At 69.4% G+C, this 13,843-nt stretch carries 13 protein-coding genes; 9 read left to right on the top strand and 4 right to left on the bottom strand.

What is annotated here, in order from left to right:
• Nucleotides 1-42: 42 nt before the first annotated feature.
• Complete coding sequence (locus tag I8E28_RS00300) at nucleotides 43-3,000, bottom strand: L-glutamate gamma-semialdehyde dehydrogenase (protein WP_200785864.1); 2,958 nt, start codon at nucleotides 2,998-3,000, stop codon at nucleotides 43-45.
• Between the two features lie 92 nt (nucleotides 3,001-3,092).
• Here I8E28_RS00300 and I8E28_RS20815 point away from each other — a divergent pair, with 92 nt between their 5' ends.
• The 5 genes from I8E28_RS20815 (at nucleotide 3,093) to I8E28_RS00275 (ending at nucleotide 7,385) form a co-directional block, all read left to right on the top strand.
• On the top strand, nucleotides 3,093-3,569 hold the full coding sequence (locus I8E28_RS20815) for an Lrp/AsnC ligand binding domain-containing protein (protein WP_200785863.1): 477 nt from the start codon (nucleotides 3,093-3,095) through the stop codon (nucleotides 3,567-3,569).
• Nucleotides 3,570-3,658: 89 nt separating this feature from the next.
• Entirely contained in the window at nucleotides 3,659-3,871 is a 213-nt protein-coding gene (locus I8E28_RS00290) for a hypervirulence associated TUDOR domain-containing protein (protein ID WP_200785862.1), read from the top strand.
• Between the two features lie 92 nt (nucleotides 3,872-3,963).
• Nucleotides 3,964-5,457: a glycerol kinase GlpK gene (gene glpK / locus I8E28_RS00285; protein ID WP_200785861.1), complete on the top strand. Its 1,494-nt coding sequence runs from the start codon at nucleotides 3,964-3,966 to the stop codon at nucleotides 5,455-5,457.
• Between the two features lie 47 nt (nucleotides 5,458-5,504).
• On the top strand, nucleotides 5,505-6,050 hold the full coding sequence (locus I8E28_RS00280) for a DUF3617 domain-containing protein (protein WP_200785860.1): 546 nt from the start codon (nucleotides 5,505-5,507) through the stop codon (nucleotides 6,048-6,050).
• A 93-nt stretch (nucleotides 6,051-6,143) separates the two neighbouring features.
• A complete protein-coding gene (locus I8E28_RS00275; RefSeq protein WP_200785859.1) occupies nucleotides 6,144-7,385 on the top strand; it encodes a glycoside hydrolase family protein in 1,242 nt (413 codons plus the stop codon).
• A 12-nt stretch (nucleotides 7,386-7,397) separates the two neighbouring features.
• On the opposite strand, the gene I8E28_RS00270 is transcribed toward I8E28_RS00275, so the two are convergent.
• The 3 genes from I8E28_RS00270 to I8E28_RS00260 all read right to left on the bottom strand — a co-directional run bounded on the left by I8E28_RS00270 (nucleotide 7,398) and on the right by I8E28_RS00260 (nucleotide 10,087).
• Complete coding sequence (locus I8E28_RS00270) at nucleotides 7,398-8,525, bottom strand: PAS domain-containing sensor histidine kinase (RefSeq protein WP_200785858.1); 1,128 nt, start codon at nucleotides 8,523-8,525, stop codon at nucleotides 7,398-7,400.
• 1 nt (nucleotide 8,526) lies between these two features.
• Entirely contained in the window at nucleotides 8,527-9,330 is an 804-nt protein-coding gene (locus I8E28_RS00265; protein WP_200785856.1) for an alpha/beta fold hydrolase, read from the bottom strand.
• Between the two features lie 61 nt (nucleotides 9,331-9,391).
• Nucleotides 9,392-10,087 carry a YggS family pyridoxal phosphate-dependent enzyme gene (locus I8E28_RS00260; RefSeq protein ID WP_200785854.1) on the bottom strand — a complete coding sequence of 232 codons (696 nt, stop codon included), beginning with the start codon at nucleotides 10,085-10,087 and terminating at the stop codon, nucleotides 9,392-9,394.
• Nucleotides 10,088-10,126: 39 nt separating this feature from the next.
• On the opposite strand from I8E28_RS00260, the gene I8E28_RS00255 reads away from it, so the two are divergent.
• From I8E28_RS00255 to I8E28_RS00240, 4 genes are all read left to right on the top strand, one after another.
• The gene (locus I8E28_RS00255; protein ID WP_200785853.1) at nucleotides 10,127-11,170 is read left to right on the top strand and encodes a PilT/PilU family type 4a pilus ATPase; all 1,044 of its coding nucleotides are present in this window, start codon (nucleotides 10,127-10,129) and stop codon (nucleotides 11,168-11,170) included.
• A gap of 36 nt (nucleotides 11,171-11,206) precedes the next feature.
• Nucleotides 11,207-12,343 (top strand): PilT/PilU family type 4a pilus ATPase, encoded by a 1,137-nt coding sequence (locus I8E28_RS00250; RefSeq protein WP_200785852.1) that lies wholly within the window; start codon nucleotides 11,207-11,209, stop codon nucleotides 12,341-12,343.
• A 155-nt stretch (nucleotides 12,344-12,498) separates the two neighbouring features.
• Nucleotides 12,499-12,903, top strand: a complete 405-nt coding sequence (locus I8E28_RS00245; protein ID WP_200785851.1) for a tautomerase family protein — start codon at nucleotides 12,499-12,501, stop codon at nucleotides 12,901-12,903.
• Between the two features lie 30 nt (nucleotides 12,904-12,933).
• The gene (locus I8E28_RS00240; protein ID WP_200785850.1) at nucleotides 12,934-13,836 is read left to right on the top strand and encodes an NAD(P)-dependent oxidoreductase; all 903 of its coding nucleotides are present in this window, start codon (nucleotides 12,934-12,936) and stop codon (nucleotides 13,834-13,836) included.
• Nucleotides 13,837-13,843: the final 7 nt, after the last annotated feature.

The raw sequence follows: 13,843 nt of genomic DNA, 5'->3' as shown, positions 1-13,843 counted from the left end.
CTTGCTCCGTGATCTCTGCGTTCGGCTGTCCGCTCCCGCCTTTCACCCCGCCAGCAAAGCCACGTTGCCACCGGCAGCGGCGGTGTTGATGGTGAGCGTGCGTTCGGCGCAGAAGCGCAGCAGGTAGTGCGGGCCGCCGGCCTTCGGGCCGGTGCCCGACAGGCCTTCGCCGCCGAACGGCTGCACGCCGACGACGGCGCCGATCATGTTGCGGTTGACGTAGACGTTGCCGACGCGCGCGCGCTGCGCCATCGCCTGCGCGCGGCTGTCGATGCGGGTCTGGATGCCCAGCGTGAGGCCGTAGCCGAGCGCGTTCACCTGGTCGATCACCGCCAGCGGGTCGCCCGACCAGCGCACGACGTGCAGCACGGGGCCGAACACCTCCTGGTCGACGTCGGCGATCGCCTGCACCTCGATCAACTGCGGCGGCACGATGTGCGGCGGTGCGCCCGCCGGCACGTCCGCGGCGAACAACGGCCGTGCCGTGCGGCGCAGCCGCTCGAGATGGCGGCCGAGGTTCGCAAAGGCGTCCGCATCGATCACCGGCCCGACGTCGGTCGCCAGCCGGCCCGGGTCGCCGCACACCAGTTCGCGTGCGGCGCCGGCCACCATCTCGACCACCGCATCGGCGATGCCTTCGTGGACGCACAGCAGGCGCAGCGCCGAGCAGCGCTGGCCGGCGGAGCGGAACGCGCTCTGCACCACCGCGTCCGCGACCTGCTCGGGCAGCGCGGTCGAGTCGACCACCATCGCGTTGATGCCACCGGTCTCGGCGATCAGCGGCGCGATGGGGCCGTCTTTCGTGACGAGCGTGCGGGCGATCAGCCGCGCGACCTCCGTCGACCCGGTGAACACCACGCCCGCGATGCCGGGCGCCTGCACCAGTGCTGCGCCGACCGTTTCGCCGGTGCCGTGCAGCAGCTGCAGTGCGTCATGCGGCACGCCGGCCGCATGCAGGATCGCGACCGCTTCCCGTGCGATCGCCGGCGTCTGCTCGGCGGGCTTGGCGAGCACGGTGTTGCCCGTGGCGAGCGCGGCGGCCACCTGGCCGGTGAAGATCGCGAGCGGGAAGTTCCAGGGGCTGATGCACACCCACGGGCCGCGGCCTTCCAGGCGCAGCTCGTTGCTCTCGCCGGTGGGGCCGGGCAGCAGCACCGGCTCCATCAGCTGCACCGCGTGCAGCGCGTAGTAGCGCAGGAAGTCGATTGCCTCCCGCACTTCGGCCACCGCATCGCCCCAGGTCTTGAACGCCTCCTTCACCAGCAGCGCGCACAGATGCGGCAGCCGCGCCTGCATGCTGTCGGCGGCGGTGCTCAGGATCGCGGCACGGCGCTCGACCGGCCATTGCGACCAGCTCGCGAAAGCCGCGTGGGCGCGCGCCACCGCGGCGGCGACCTCGGCAGGATCGGTCATCGGCATCGAAGGCACCGTCGTGCGTGCGAGCGCGTCGAGCAGCGGCTGGCGCATCGCGTCGACGGTCAGGTCGACGCCGTCGCTGTTGCGGCGCCCCGGGCCGTACAGCGCGGCCGGCAGCGGCAGCGCCGGCGCGGGCGATGCGTACAGCGGCGAGCGCAGCAGGTCGTCCAGGCCCACCGATTCGTCGGCGAGCTGGTGCACGAAGGAGGAATTGGCGCCGTTCTCCAGCAGGCGTCGCACCAGGTAAGCCAGCAGGTCGCGGTGGCGGCCGACGGGAGCGTAGACGCGGCAGGCGAGCTGCGCGTCCCTCAGCACCTCGCGGTAGATGCCCTGGCCCATGCCGTGCAGGCGCTGCAGTTCGAAGGCCGCCTTGCGCTCGCGGGCCATCTGGACGATCGCGGCGATGGTGCCCGCGTTGTGCGTCGCGAACTGCGGATAGATCACGTCGTGCGCATCCAGCAACGACCGCGCGCAGGCGAGGTACGACACGTCGGTGTGGTGCTTGTGCGTGAACACCGGGTAGTGCGGCAGGCCCATCTCCTGCGCGCGCTTGATTTCCGCGTCCCAGTACGCGCCCTTGACCAGGCGGCACATCAGGCGCAGGCCGTGGCGGCGCGCAATCGCTGCGACTTCCTCGATCAGGTCGACGGCCCGCGTCTGGTACGCCTGCAACGCGAGGCCGAAGCCGCGCCACTGCGGCTGTTCGCGCGCGACGTGCTGCGCCAGCGCCTCGAACACGTCAAGCGACAGCTCCAGCCGGTCCACTTCCTCGGCGTCGATCGTCAGGTGCACGTTGGCGCGCGCGGCCTGCAGGCACAGCGATGCGACACGCGGCACGAGTTCCTCCAGCACACGCTCGCGCTGCGCGTCCTCGTAGCGCGGGTGCAGCGCGCTCAGCTTGATCGAGATGCCGTCGTTGCGTTCCACCGGCACGTCCGGCGACGCGCGTTGCGCGATGGCCTCGATCGCGTGCGTGTAGTTGGCCAGATAGCGCTGCGCGTCGGCCTCGGTGCGCGCGCCTTCGCCGAGCATGTCGAACGAGAAGCGGACGTTGGCCTGCTCGCGCCGCGCGTTCGCCGCTTCGGCCAGTGCGGCGGCGATGTCCTCGCCGAGCACGAACTGCCGGCCCAGCAACTGCACCGCGCGGATGGTCGCGGCGACCACCGTGCGCGCCCCGAGGCGCGCGAACAGGCCATCGTCGCTGCGCCCATCGGGCAGCATCTTCCTGGACAACGCGAGGGCGGCGCTCGACAGGCGCGCCATGGCGCTGTCGCCTTCTGCGCCGCTGAAGTTCGCGCGCCCGAGCTGGTCGGCGGTGAGCGCGATGGCGGTGTCCGCATCCGGCACCCGCAGCAGCGCTTCGGCGAGGCGCATCAGCGCCAGGCCCTCGGCGCTCGAGATCGGGTACTCGCGCAGCAGCGACTCCATGGCCCAGAACGGCGGCGGGTCGCGGCGCACCGCCCGGACCCACGGCGCCGCTTGCCGGCTCGCGGCGTCCCAATCCAGGGCTTGGGCCAGGGCGGCCAGGCGGCGGGCGACGATGGCGTTCTCGTCACGGTAGGGGGTGGGCAGGCGCTGCGGCATGGTGGGCGAGGGTTGGAACGATCTGCATCGTCTGCGGGAATCTGCCGAATCTTTCGCTAAAGTCTGGCTCATGGGCAGAACAATCTCCAGCCATGGCTGAGGCGGCCGAGGCGCTCGACCGGGTCGACCGGAAGATCCTGCAGCTGCTGCAGGCCGACGGCCGCATCGCCAACTTGAAGCTGGCCGACGCGGTCGGCCTGTCACCGACCGCCGTGCTGGCGCGCGTGCAGCGCCTCACGCGCGAGGGCTACATCCTGGGCTACGAGGCGCGCCTGAACCCGCTGAAGCTGGGCGCCGGGATGCTGGTGTTCGTCGAGGTGCTGCTGGACCGCACGACGCCGAACGTGTTCGAGGCCTTCAAGGCCGCCGTGCAGGTGCATGACGAGATCCTGGAATGCCACATGGTCGCCGGCGGCTTCGACTACCTGCTCAAGACGCGCATGCGCGACATGCAGGCCTACCGCGAGTTCGCCGGCACGGTGTTGTGGCAACTGCCCGGCATCCGCGAGACCAAGACCTATGCGGTGATGGAAGAGGTGAAGCACACCGCGCGGCTCGCGCTGCGCTAGGACTGGTTGCGTTTCCGAACGTGCGGCTCACACCTGCCTGGCGCGCCGCAACCCATCATGCGTGCCACCAGCACAAGGGAGCAAGCTGCATGAGCGACAAGTTCCGGCCCGGCGACGCCGTCGAATGGAATTCCCACGGCGGCATCGCCAAGGGCAAGGTCAAGAAGAAGCTGACCAGCCGCACCACCATCAAGGGCCACCAGGTGGCCGCCTCGATGGACAACCCCGAATACCTCGTCGAAACCGGGCAGGGTGGACAGGCGGCCCACAAGCCGGGCGCCTTGCGCAAGCGGCCGGGGTAGGGAGGCGGACTTCCGGACTCTGCGTTCGGGAGTTCTTGAAGGCTCGGGCAGCCACCGATGTCGCGGTGGCGCACGGCGGCTAGCATCGGCGCATGACTTACCTGCTTGCGCTCGACCAAGGCACGTCCTCTTCGCGGTCCATCGTCTTCGACGCCGGCGGCGGCATCGTCGCGATGGCGCAGCGCGAACTGCCGCAGCACTACCCGCAGCCCGGCTGGGTGGAGCACGACGCGCTGCGCATCTGGGACGACCAGCTGGCCACGGCGCGCGAGGCGATCGCGAAGGCGGGCATCCAGGCGAAGGACATCGCGGCGCTGGGCATCACCAACCAGCGCGAGACGGCCGTCGTGTGGAACCGCAAGACGGGCCAGCCCATCCACCGCGCGATCGTCTGGCAGGACCGCCGCGGCGAGCCGCTGTGCGCGCAGTTGCGCGAGCAGGGCCACGCGGGGCTGGTGCAGGACCGCACGGGGCTGCTCGTGGATTCCTATTTCTCCGGCACCAAGGTCCGCTGGCTGCTCGACAACGTGCCCGGCGCGCGCGACCAGGCGCAGCGCGGCGAACTCGCGTTCGGCACCATCGACAGCTGGCTGCTGTGGCAGCTGACGGGCGGCCAGTCGCACGTCACGGACGTCACCAACGCGTCGCGCACGATGCTGTTCGACGTGCACCGCAACGAGTGGGACGACGGGCTGCTGGACCTGCTGCAGGTGCCCGCGTCGATGATGCCCAAGGTGCTGCCCTCCAGCGCCGACTACGGCCGCACGGTGGAGTCGCTGCTGGGCGCGCCGGTGCGCATCGGCGGCGTCGCCGGCGACCAGCAGAGCGCGCTGTTCGGCCAGGCGTGCTTCCGCGAAGGCATGGCCAAGAACACCTACGGCACCGGCTGTTTCCTGCTGATGCACACCGGCGGCAAGTTCCAGAAGTCGGCCAACGGCCTGGTGACCACCAGCGCCGCGCAGACCAGCACGCAGCCGCAGTTCGCGCTCGAGGGCAGTGTGTTCGTGGGCGGGGCGGTCGTGCAATGGCTGCGTGACGGGCTGAACGCCATCGAGAGCAGCGCGCAGATCGAGTCGCTCGCGGCCAGCGTGCCCGATGCCGGCGGCGTGATGCTGGTGCCCGCCTTCACGGGGCTGGGCGCGCCGTACTGGAAGCCGGACGCGCGCGGCACGATCACCGGCCTCACGCGCGGCTCGAACCTCGGACACGTGGCACGTGCGGCGCTGGAGAGCATCGCGTACCAGAGCGCGGCGCTGTTCCAGGCGATGGCGCGCGATGCGCAGGCGGCCGGCGCGGCTTCGGTCTCGGAGCTGCGCGTCGACGGCGGCGCGTGCGTCAACAACCTCCTGATGCAGTTCCAGGCCGACCTGCTGGGCATCCCGGTCGTGCGGCCGAAGGTGGTCGAGACCACCGCGCTCGGCGCGGCCTACCTGGCCGGGCTGGCCGCCGGCGTCTACCGCAGCCCCGACGACCTGCAGGCGCAGTGGCAGGTCGAGCGGCGCTTCGAGCCGGCGATGCCGCGCGACCGCGCCCAGGAGTGCATGGCGCGCTGGGACCACGCCGTGCGCCAGGCCACGCTGGCCTGAGCCGCGGCGGCTCGGCACAATCGCGGAACCCCACCGAGGAGATCGCCATGCGCCCGTCCACCGCCATCGCCGCCGCACTGCTGGCCGCCGCCACGCTGCCCGCTGCGGCCCAGACCCTCAAGCCCGGCCTGTGGGAGATGCGCCAGAAGATGCAGGGCGGCCAGATGGACAAGGCCATGGCCGAGATGCAGCAGCAGATGGCGTCGATGTCGCCCGAGCAGCGCAAGCAGATGGAAGCCATGATGGCCGCGCGCGGCGTGCAGATGGGGCCGTCCGCCGGCGGCGGCATGGCGGTGAAGGTCTGCATGACCAGGGAGATGGTCGAGCGCGACGAGGTGCCCGCCGCCCAGGGCGACTGCAAGACGACCTCGCAGAAGCGCACCGGCAACACGATGGCGGTCGCGTTCTCCTGCACCAACCCCACCTCCAGCGGCGATTCCACGATCACGTTCAACGGCCCCGAGTCGTACAGCTCGAAGACGAACGTGACGACGCAGAAGAACGGCAAGGCCGAGAAGTTCACGATGGAAGGCACGGGCCGTTGGCTCGGCGCCGACTGCGGCAGCGTCAAGCCCATCCAGCCGCGCAAGTGAGCTGAACGCTGGGGGCGACACGCCCCCGCCTGTTGCACTTGCACACGGTGGCGCAATGCCGTGTTGCAGCCCGCCCGTGGTGAACTTGGCCGGATGCGCCAGGGCATCTTCCCCACCTTCTTCCTCTCCGGCTTCGAGTGCTCGACCTTCCTGTGGAAGGACGGCCGCCGGCGCGACCTGGTCGCCGAGACGCAGCACCGCGAGCACGCCTCGCAGGACTACGGGCTGCTGAGCGACCTGGGCATCGCCGTCGCGCGCGAAGGCATCCCGTGGCCGATGGCCGACCTGGGCCGCGGCCGCTACGACTTCCACATGCTCGAGCCGGTGCTGCATGCGATCCGCCGCACGCGCATCACGCCGATCTGGGACCTGTGCCACTACGGCTATCCCGAGGACGTCGATCCCTTCACCGACGCCTTCGCCGAGCGCTTCGCCGCGTACTGCGAGACGTGCGCCCGGTTCGTGGGCAGCGAGCTGGACGGGCCGCACTTCTTCACGCCGATCAACGAGATCACCTTCTTCGCCTTCGCGGGCGGCGAATGGGGCTGGGTCGCGCCGTACTGCAAGGACCGCGCGGGGCGCGAGCGCCTGCGCGTGGCGCTGTGCAAGGCGTCGATCGCCGGCGTGAAGGCGATCCGGCGCGTGCTGCCCGACGCGCGCATGGTGCACGTGGACCCGCTGATCCAGGTGGTCGCGCCGCCGGACCGGCCGGACCAGAAGGCGGCGGCGGAGCACGAAACCTTCGTCGACGCGTTCCTCGCCTGGGACATCCTGGACGGCAAGGAGCATCCGGAGCTCGGGGGGGCGCCCGAGGTCCTCGACATCGTCGGCTGCAACAACTACTCGTTCGGCCAGATGGAGTACCGCGAGCACGGCCCGCACCAGGCGCTGCCGCCCGGCTCGCCAGGCATCCTGCCGCTGTGCGACCTGCTGCAGCGCGTGTGGGATCGCTACAAGCGCCCGATGGTGATCGCCGAGACCAGCGGCATGGGCAAGGGCCGGCCCGACTGGTTGCGCGACGTGATGAACGAGGCGATGGCGGCGGTCAACCGCGGCATCGACCTGCACGGGATCTGCCTGTTCCCCGCGGTGGACATGCCGGACTGGCACACCGGCGAATGGCTGCACAACGGCATCTGCGACCTGGTGGACGGCGATGGCCGCTTGCGGCGCGTGCCCGACCCCGCGTACGTCGACGAGCTGCGGCGCTGGCAGAAGGAGCTCAATCGCGTCACCGAACTGGACGAGGATCCGTACAGCGATCCGGTGGACCTGCAGGACGTCATCGACGCGGCGCGGCGGCTGCGCCCCAAGGCGGATGCAGACTGGGCGTAGGGGCCGCGAGCGTCAGGCGCCGCGCGGGAACGTCGCCGTGAAGGTGGTGCCTTCGGACTCGCTGGACGCGACGGCCACGTGGCCTGCATGCGCCTTCGCGATCTCGCTCACGATGTAGAGGCCCAGCCCCACGCTGCGCACGCTGCTGCCCAGCGAGGTGCCGCGGGCCAGCGGCTCGAACAGCCGCGAGTGCGCCTCCAGCGGGATCGGCGCGCCGTGGTTGTGCACCGACACGGAGAACTGCTGCGGCGCCACCACGGAGCGGACCGTGACGGGCTCGTCGGTGCTGCCGTAGGCGAGCGCATTGGCGACGAGGTTGCCCACGAGTTGCGCGATGCGGTCGGCGTCGCCGATGCACTCGCCATCGCCCTCGGCCTCGTGCACCAGCTTGCGGTGCGGGTGCGCCTGCGCGAGTTCGTCGACCACTTCGCCGACCGTTGCATGCAGCTGGATCGGTTTCGTCTCGGTGCTCAGGCCCTTGCCCAGGCGCGCCTGGGTGAAGTCCAGCAAGTCGGCGATCAACCGGTGCGCGCGCTCGGTCGCGCGCGCGATGCGCCCGAGCACGTTGCGCTGCTGCGGCCGGCTCTCGGTGCGCGTGAGCAGGTCCGCGCCCATCTGGATGGTCGCGAGCGGGTTGCGCAGGTCGTGGCTGACGATGCCCATCATCTGCTCGGCGAACAGCGCGCGGTCCTTGGCGTCGGCCTGCAGCGCGCGCGCCTCGGCGACGGACTGCTCCAGGCGCTTGCGCGAGGCGACCAGTTCCTTCTCGTACTTGTCGCGGTCGTGCGCCACGAACAGCGCCACTTCCGTGAACGTCCCCTGCGGTGTCTCGTGCCGCTGCGCATTGAGCACCACCGGGATCGTCTTGCCGTCGCGCCGCAGGAAATCGAGCTTCACTTCCGACAGGGAGCCCTGGATCTGCAGCAGCGGCGCCAGGTGTGTCTGGTGGAAGATGCGCCCGCCGATCGTCAGCAGCTCCGGCAACCGGCGGCCGAGGATCTCGTGCCGCTCGTAGCCGAGCCAGCGGCACGCGGTGGCGTTGACACGCCGGACCACGCCGGCGCTGTCGGTGCGCAGGAGGCCGCACGGCGCCATGTCCAGCGCCAACTGCACCTGGACCGTCAGCGCGTCCGGCAGCATCTCAGGAGACGTACCGTGTCAGGAAGTCGTCCATCGCGTCGACGCAGGCGCCGGGAGCACTCAGGTGCGGGCAGTGGCCGATGTTGTCGATGACGGCCAGCGTGCTGTTCGGCAGCACGCGGTGCATGTACTCGCCCACCGACACGGGCGCGATGATGTCGTCGTTGCACTGCACGATCAGCGTCGGGGCGGTGAGCTTGGGCAGGTCCGCACGGTGGTCCGACAGGAAGGTGACGCGCGCGAAGTGCTTGGCGATGTCCGGGTCGGTGCGGCAGAAGCTGTTGGTCAGTTCCTGCGCGAGCTCCGGCTGGTCGGGCGCACCCATGATCGCCGGCGCCATGTTGCTGGACCAGCCCAGGTAGTTGCTCTCGAGCGTCTCCAGCAGCGCCTCGATGTCGGCGCGGCCGAAGCCGCCGACGTAGTCGCCGTCGTTGATGTAGCAGGGCGACGGGCCGATCATGACCTGCGCCGCGAAGCGCTCGGGCTTCTTGACGTTGGCCAGCAGCCCGATCATCGAGCTGACCGAGTGGCCCACGAACACCACCGGGCCGGTGGTGAATTCCTCGATCACCTCGAGCACGTCATCGGCATGGCCGTGCAGCGTGCCGTGCCGGCCATGGTCGTACTTCGACAGGTCGGACTTGCCGCTGCCCGTCAGGTCGTACAGCACGGTGCGGTAGCGGCGTGCGTATTGCGGCGCGAGCTTGCGCCACATGGCCTGGTCGCAGCCGAAGCCGTGCGCGAAGACGATGGTGGTGCGGCCGTCGCCGTCGACGGTCACGTTGTTGCGCAAGCGCGTACTCATCAGTGATCCTTGGCGGTGGAGCGGGGATTGTTCCACAGGGAAGGGCCCCTGGGCCGCCCGCTCACGCGGGTTTACGCGTGCGGCCGCCAAAGATCGCGGTGCCGATGCGCACCATCGTGCTACCCGCGACGATGGCGGCCTCGAGATCGGCGGTCATGCCCATGGACAGCGTGTCCAGCGGCAGGCCCGCTTCGCGCAGGTCCCGCAGCAGCTGCGCGGCGCGTTCGTGCACGGCCACCTGCGCCGCAAAGTCGTCGGACGGCTCGGGGATCGTCATCAGCCCGCGCAGGCGCAACCCGGGCAGCGCGGCGATTTCGCGCGCGAGGTCCGGTGTTTCGCCCGGTGCGACGCCGGCCTTCGTCGCGCCGCCGTCGACGTTGACCTGGATGCACACCTGCAACGGCGGCAGGCCGGGCGGGCGTTGCTCGGACAGGCGCTGCGCGATCTTCAGGCGGTCGATCGTGTGGGCCCAGGCGAAGTGCTGCGCGACCAGCCGCGTCTTGTTGCTCTGGATCGGGCCGATGCAGTGCCATTCCAGCGGCAGGTCGGCCAGCAGCGCCATCTTCTCGACCGCTTCCTGGATGTAGTTCTCGCCGAACGCGAGCTGGCCGGCGGCATGCGCTTCGCGCACGGCTTCGGGGCCGAAGGTCTTGGAAACGGCCAGCAGCGTGACTTCTGACGCAGGCCGTTGCACCCGGGCACAGGCGGCGGCGATCCGGTCCCGGACGGTTTGGAGGTTGCCAGCAATGGTGGTCATAATCAGCCAGCGCTACCTGAGCAATTCTCGAGGGACCCCGTGGATATTACCCAGCTGCTGGCATTCAGCGTGAAGAACAAGGCGTCGGACCTGCACCTGTCCGCCGGCCTGCCGCCGATGATCCGCGTGCACGGGGACGTCCGCCGGATCAACATCGAGCCGCTGGACCACAAGCAGGTCCACGCCATGGTGTACGACATCATGAACGACACCCAGCGCAAGCAGTACGAGGAATTCCTCGAATGCGACTTCTCGTTCGAGATCGAGGGGCTGGCGCGCTTCCGGGTCAACGCGTTCAACCAGAACCGCGGCGCGGCCGCCGTGTTCCGGACCATTCCCTCGAAGATCCTGAGCCTCGAGCAGCTGAACGCGCCCAAGATCTTCGCCGACCTCGCGCTCAAGCCGCGCGGCATGGTGCTGGTGACCGGTCCCACGGGCTCGGGCAAGTCGACCACGCTGGCGGCGATGGTGAACTACCTGAACGAGACCGAGTACGGCCACATCCTGACGGTCGAAGACCCGATCGAATTCGTGCACGAGTCCAAGAAGTGCCTGGTCAACCAGCGTGAAGTCGGGCCGATGACGCTGTCGTTCGCCGCCGCGCTGAAGTCCGCGCTGCGCGAGGACCCGGACTGCATCCTGGTGGGCGAGATGCGCGACCTGGAAACCATCCGTCTGGCCATGACCGCGGCCGAAACCGGCCACCTGGTGTTCGGCACGCTGCACACGTCCAGCGCCGCCAAGACCATCGACCGGATCATCGACGTGTTCCCCTCCGAAGAGAAGGAGATGGTGCGCGCGATGCTGTCCGAATCGCTGCAGGCGGTGATCTCGCAGACGCTGTGCAAGACCAAGGACGGCGCCGGCCGCGTGGCGGCGCACGAGATCATGATCGGCACGTCGGCCATCCGGAACCTGATCCGCGAAGCCAAGGTGGCGCAGATGTATTCGGCCATCCAGACCGGCAACAGCTTCGGCATGCAGACGCTGGACCAGAACCTCACCGACCTGGTCAAGCGCAACATCATTTCGCCGGCCGAAGCGCGCGGCAAGGCCAAGATCCCGGAGAACTTCCCCGGCTAAGCAGCCGCGGGGACGCAAGCAGAAAGGAGTCGCTTCATGGAACGCGACCAGGCTACGAAGTTCATCAACGACCTGCTGAAGCTGATGGTCAGCCGCAACGGCTCGGACCTCTTCATCACGGGCGACTTCCCGCCGGCGATCAAGGTCGACGGCAAGGTCACCAAGGTCTCGCCGCAGCCGCTGACCGGCCAGCACACGCTGGCGCTGGCGCGGTCGATCATGAACGACAAGCAGGCGTCGGAGTTCGAGCGCACCAAGGAGTGCAACTTCGCCATCTCGCCGCCCAGCATCGGCCGCTTCCGCGTCAACGCGTTCGTGCAGCAGGGCAAGGTCGGCATGGTGCTGCGGGTGATCCCGCAGGTGCTGCCCACCATCGACAAGCTGGGCGTGCCGCAGGTGCTCAAGGACGTGGTGATGGCCAAGCGCGGCCTGGTCATCCTGGTGGGCGCGACGGGCTCGGGCAAGTCGACCACGCTGGCGGCCATGATCGACTGGCGCAACGAGAACTCGCAGGGCCACATCATCACGATCGAGGACCCGGTCGAATTCGTGCACCCGCACAAGAACTGCGTGATCACGCAGCGCGAAGTGGGCCTGGACACCGACAACTGGGAATCGGCGCTGAAGAACACGCTGCGCCAGGCGCCCGACGTGATCCTGATGGGCGAGATCCGCGACCGCGAGACGATGGAACACGCCATCGCATTCGCCGAAACCGGCCACCTGTGCATGGCCACGCTGCACGCCAACAGCGCCAACCAGGCGCTGGACCGCGTCATCAACTTCTTCCCGGAGGAGCGGCGCGCGCAGCTGCTGATGGACCTGTCGCTGAACCTGAAGGCGATGATCTCGCAGCGCCTGGTGCCCAAGCAGGACGGCAAGGGCCGCCAGGCCATGGTGGAGATCATGCTGAACAGCCCCCTGATCAGCGACCTGATCTTCAAGGGCGAGGTCTCCGAGATCAAGGAGATCATGAAGAAGAGCCGCAACCTGGGCATGCAGACCTTCGACCAGGCCCTGTTCGACGCCTTCGAGAACAACATCATCTCGTTCGAGGACGCGCTGCGCAACGCCGACTCGGTCAACGACCTGCGGCTGCAGATCAAGCTCAATTCGCAACGGGCGAAGACGCAGGATCTGGCGTCCGGGACGGAGCACCTGGCCATCGTTTGAGCCGAGTTGCCATCCCGGCGCAGGCCGGGATCCAGGAAGCCGCCGCGAGGCGGCTTTTCCTTTTTGCAGCCCGTGCAAAGCCGTTTCCGCGGGCCCGGGATTTCCACACAGCGCGCGCAGCGGCACAGTGCGGCTCTTCACTCCCAGGAGACGCCATGCCCTTCGTCCGCATCGACCTTCCCGCCGCCACGCCTGCCGACGAGGCGGCGGCGGTGTCCGGCGCCGTCCATGAGTCGCTCGTCGCCGTGTTCAACGTCCCGGCCGACGACCGCTTCCAGGTCATCGGCCGCCGCGCGCCGGGCGACCTGGTGTGCACGCCGCGCTACCTCGGCGTCGAGCATGGCGACAAGGTCGTCTTCGTGCAGGTCGCCTGCGCGCCGGGCCGCACGGTCGGGCTGAAGGAGGCGCTGTACGAGCGCATCGCGCGCGAGGTGGCGAGGACGACCTCGTTCGCCGCCGCCGACGTGGTCATCCACCTCGTCGAGACGGCGCGCGAGAACTGGTCGTTCGGCAACGGGGTGGCGCACTACGCGGTGCAGGACCGCACGCGCCCCTCCTAGAATGGCCGCTCACAGAAGGAGACGACCCCCATGGCGAGCACCAACCCGAAGACCTACGAACAGACCGCGCCCCGCAAGGTGGCTTTCCTCGGCCTCGGCGTGATGGGATTTCCCATGGCCGGCCACCTCGCACTGGCCGACCACGATGTGACGGTCTACAACCGCAGCGCCGCCAAGGCGCAGGCGTGGACCGGCGAGTTCAAGGGCAAGTCGGCCCCGACGCCCCGCGAAGCGGTGGCAGGCTGCGACATCGTGTTCTGCTGCGTGGGCAACGACGACGACCTGCGCTCGGTCGTGCTGGGCGACAACGGCGCGCTTGCCGGCATGAAGAAGGGCACCGTGTTCGTCGACCACACGACCGCGTCGGCCAACGTCGCGCGCGAGCTCTCGGCCGAAGCGAAGAAAGCCGGCGTGCAGTTCGTCGACGCGCCCGTCTCCGGCGGCCAGGCCGGCGCGCAGAACGGCCTGCTCACCGTGATGTGCGGCGGCGACCAGGCCGCGTTCGACACCGCCAGGCCGGTGGCGATGGCGTTCTCGCGCGCGTTCACGCTGCTGGGCGGCAGCGGCTCGGGCCAGCTGGCCAAGATGGTCAACCAGATCGCGATCGCGGGGCTGGTGCAGGGGCTGTCGGAAGCCATCGCCTTCGGCATGAAGGCCGGGCTCGACATGGAGCAGGTGCTCGAGGTGATCGGCAAGGGTGCCGCGCAGAGCTGGCAGATGGACAACCGCGGCAAGACCATGATCGCCGGCAAGTTCGACTTCGGCTTTGCCGTCGACTGGATGCGCAAGGACCTGGGCATCGCGCTGGAGGAAGCCAAGCGCAACGGCGCGCGCCTGCCCGTGACGGCGCTGGTGGACCAGTTCTACGCCGACGTCCAGCAGCAGGGCGGCAACCGCTGGGACACGTCGTCCCTGATCAAGCGGCTGCGCTGAGACTTGC

Origin of the sequence: Ramlibacter algicola (assembly GCF_016641735.1) — a bacterium.
GTDB lineage: Bacteria > Pseudomonadota > Gammaproteobacteria > Burkholderiales > Burkholderiaceae_C > Ramlibacter > Ramlibacter algicola.
This window is presented reverse-complemented; position numbering and strand designations above follow the sequence as displayed.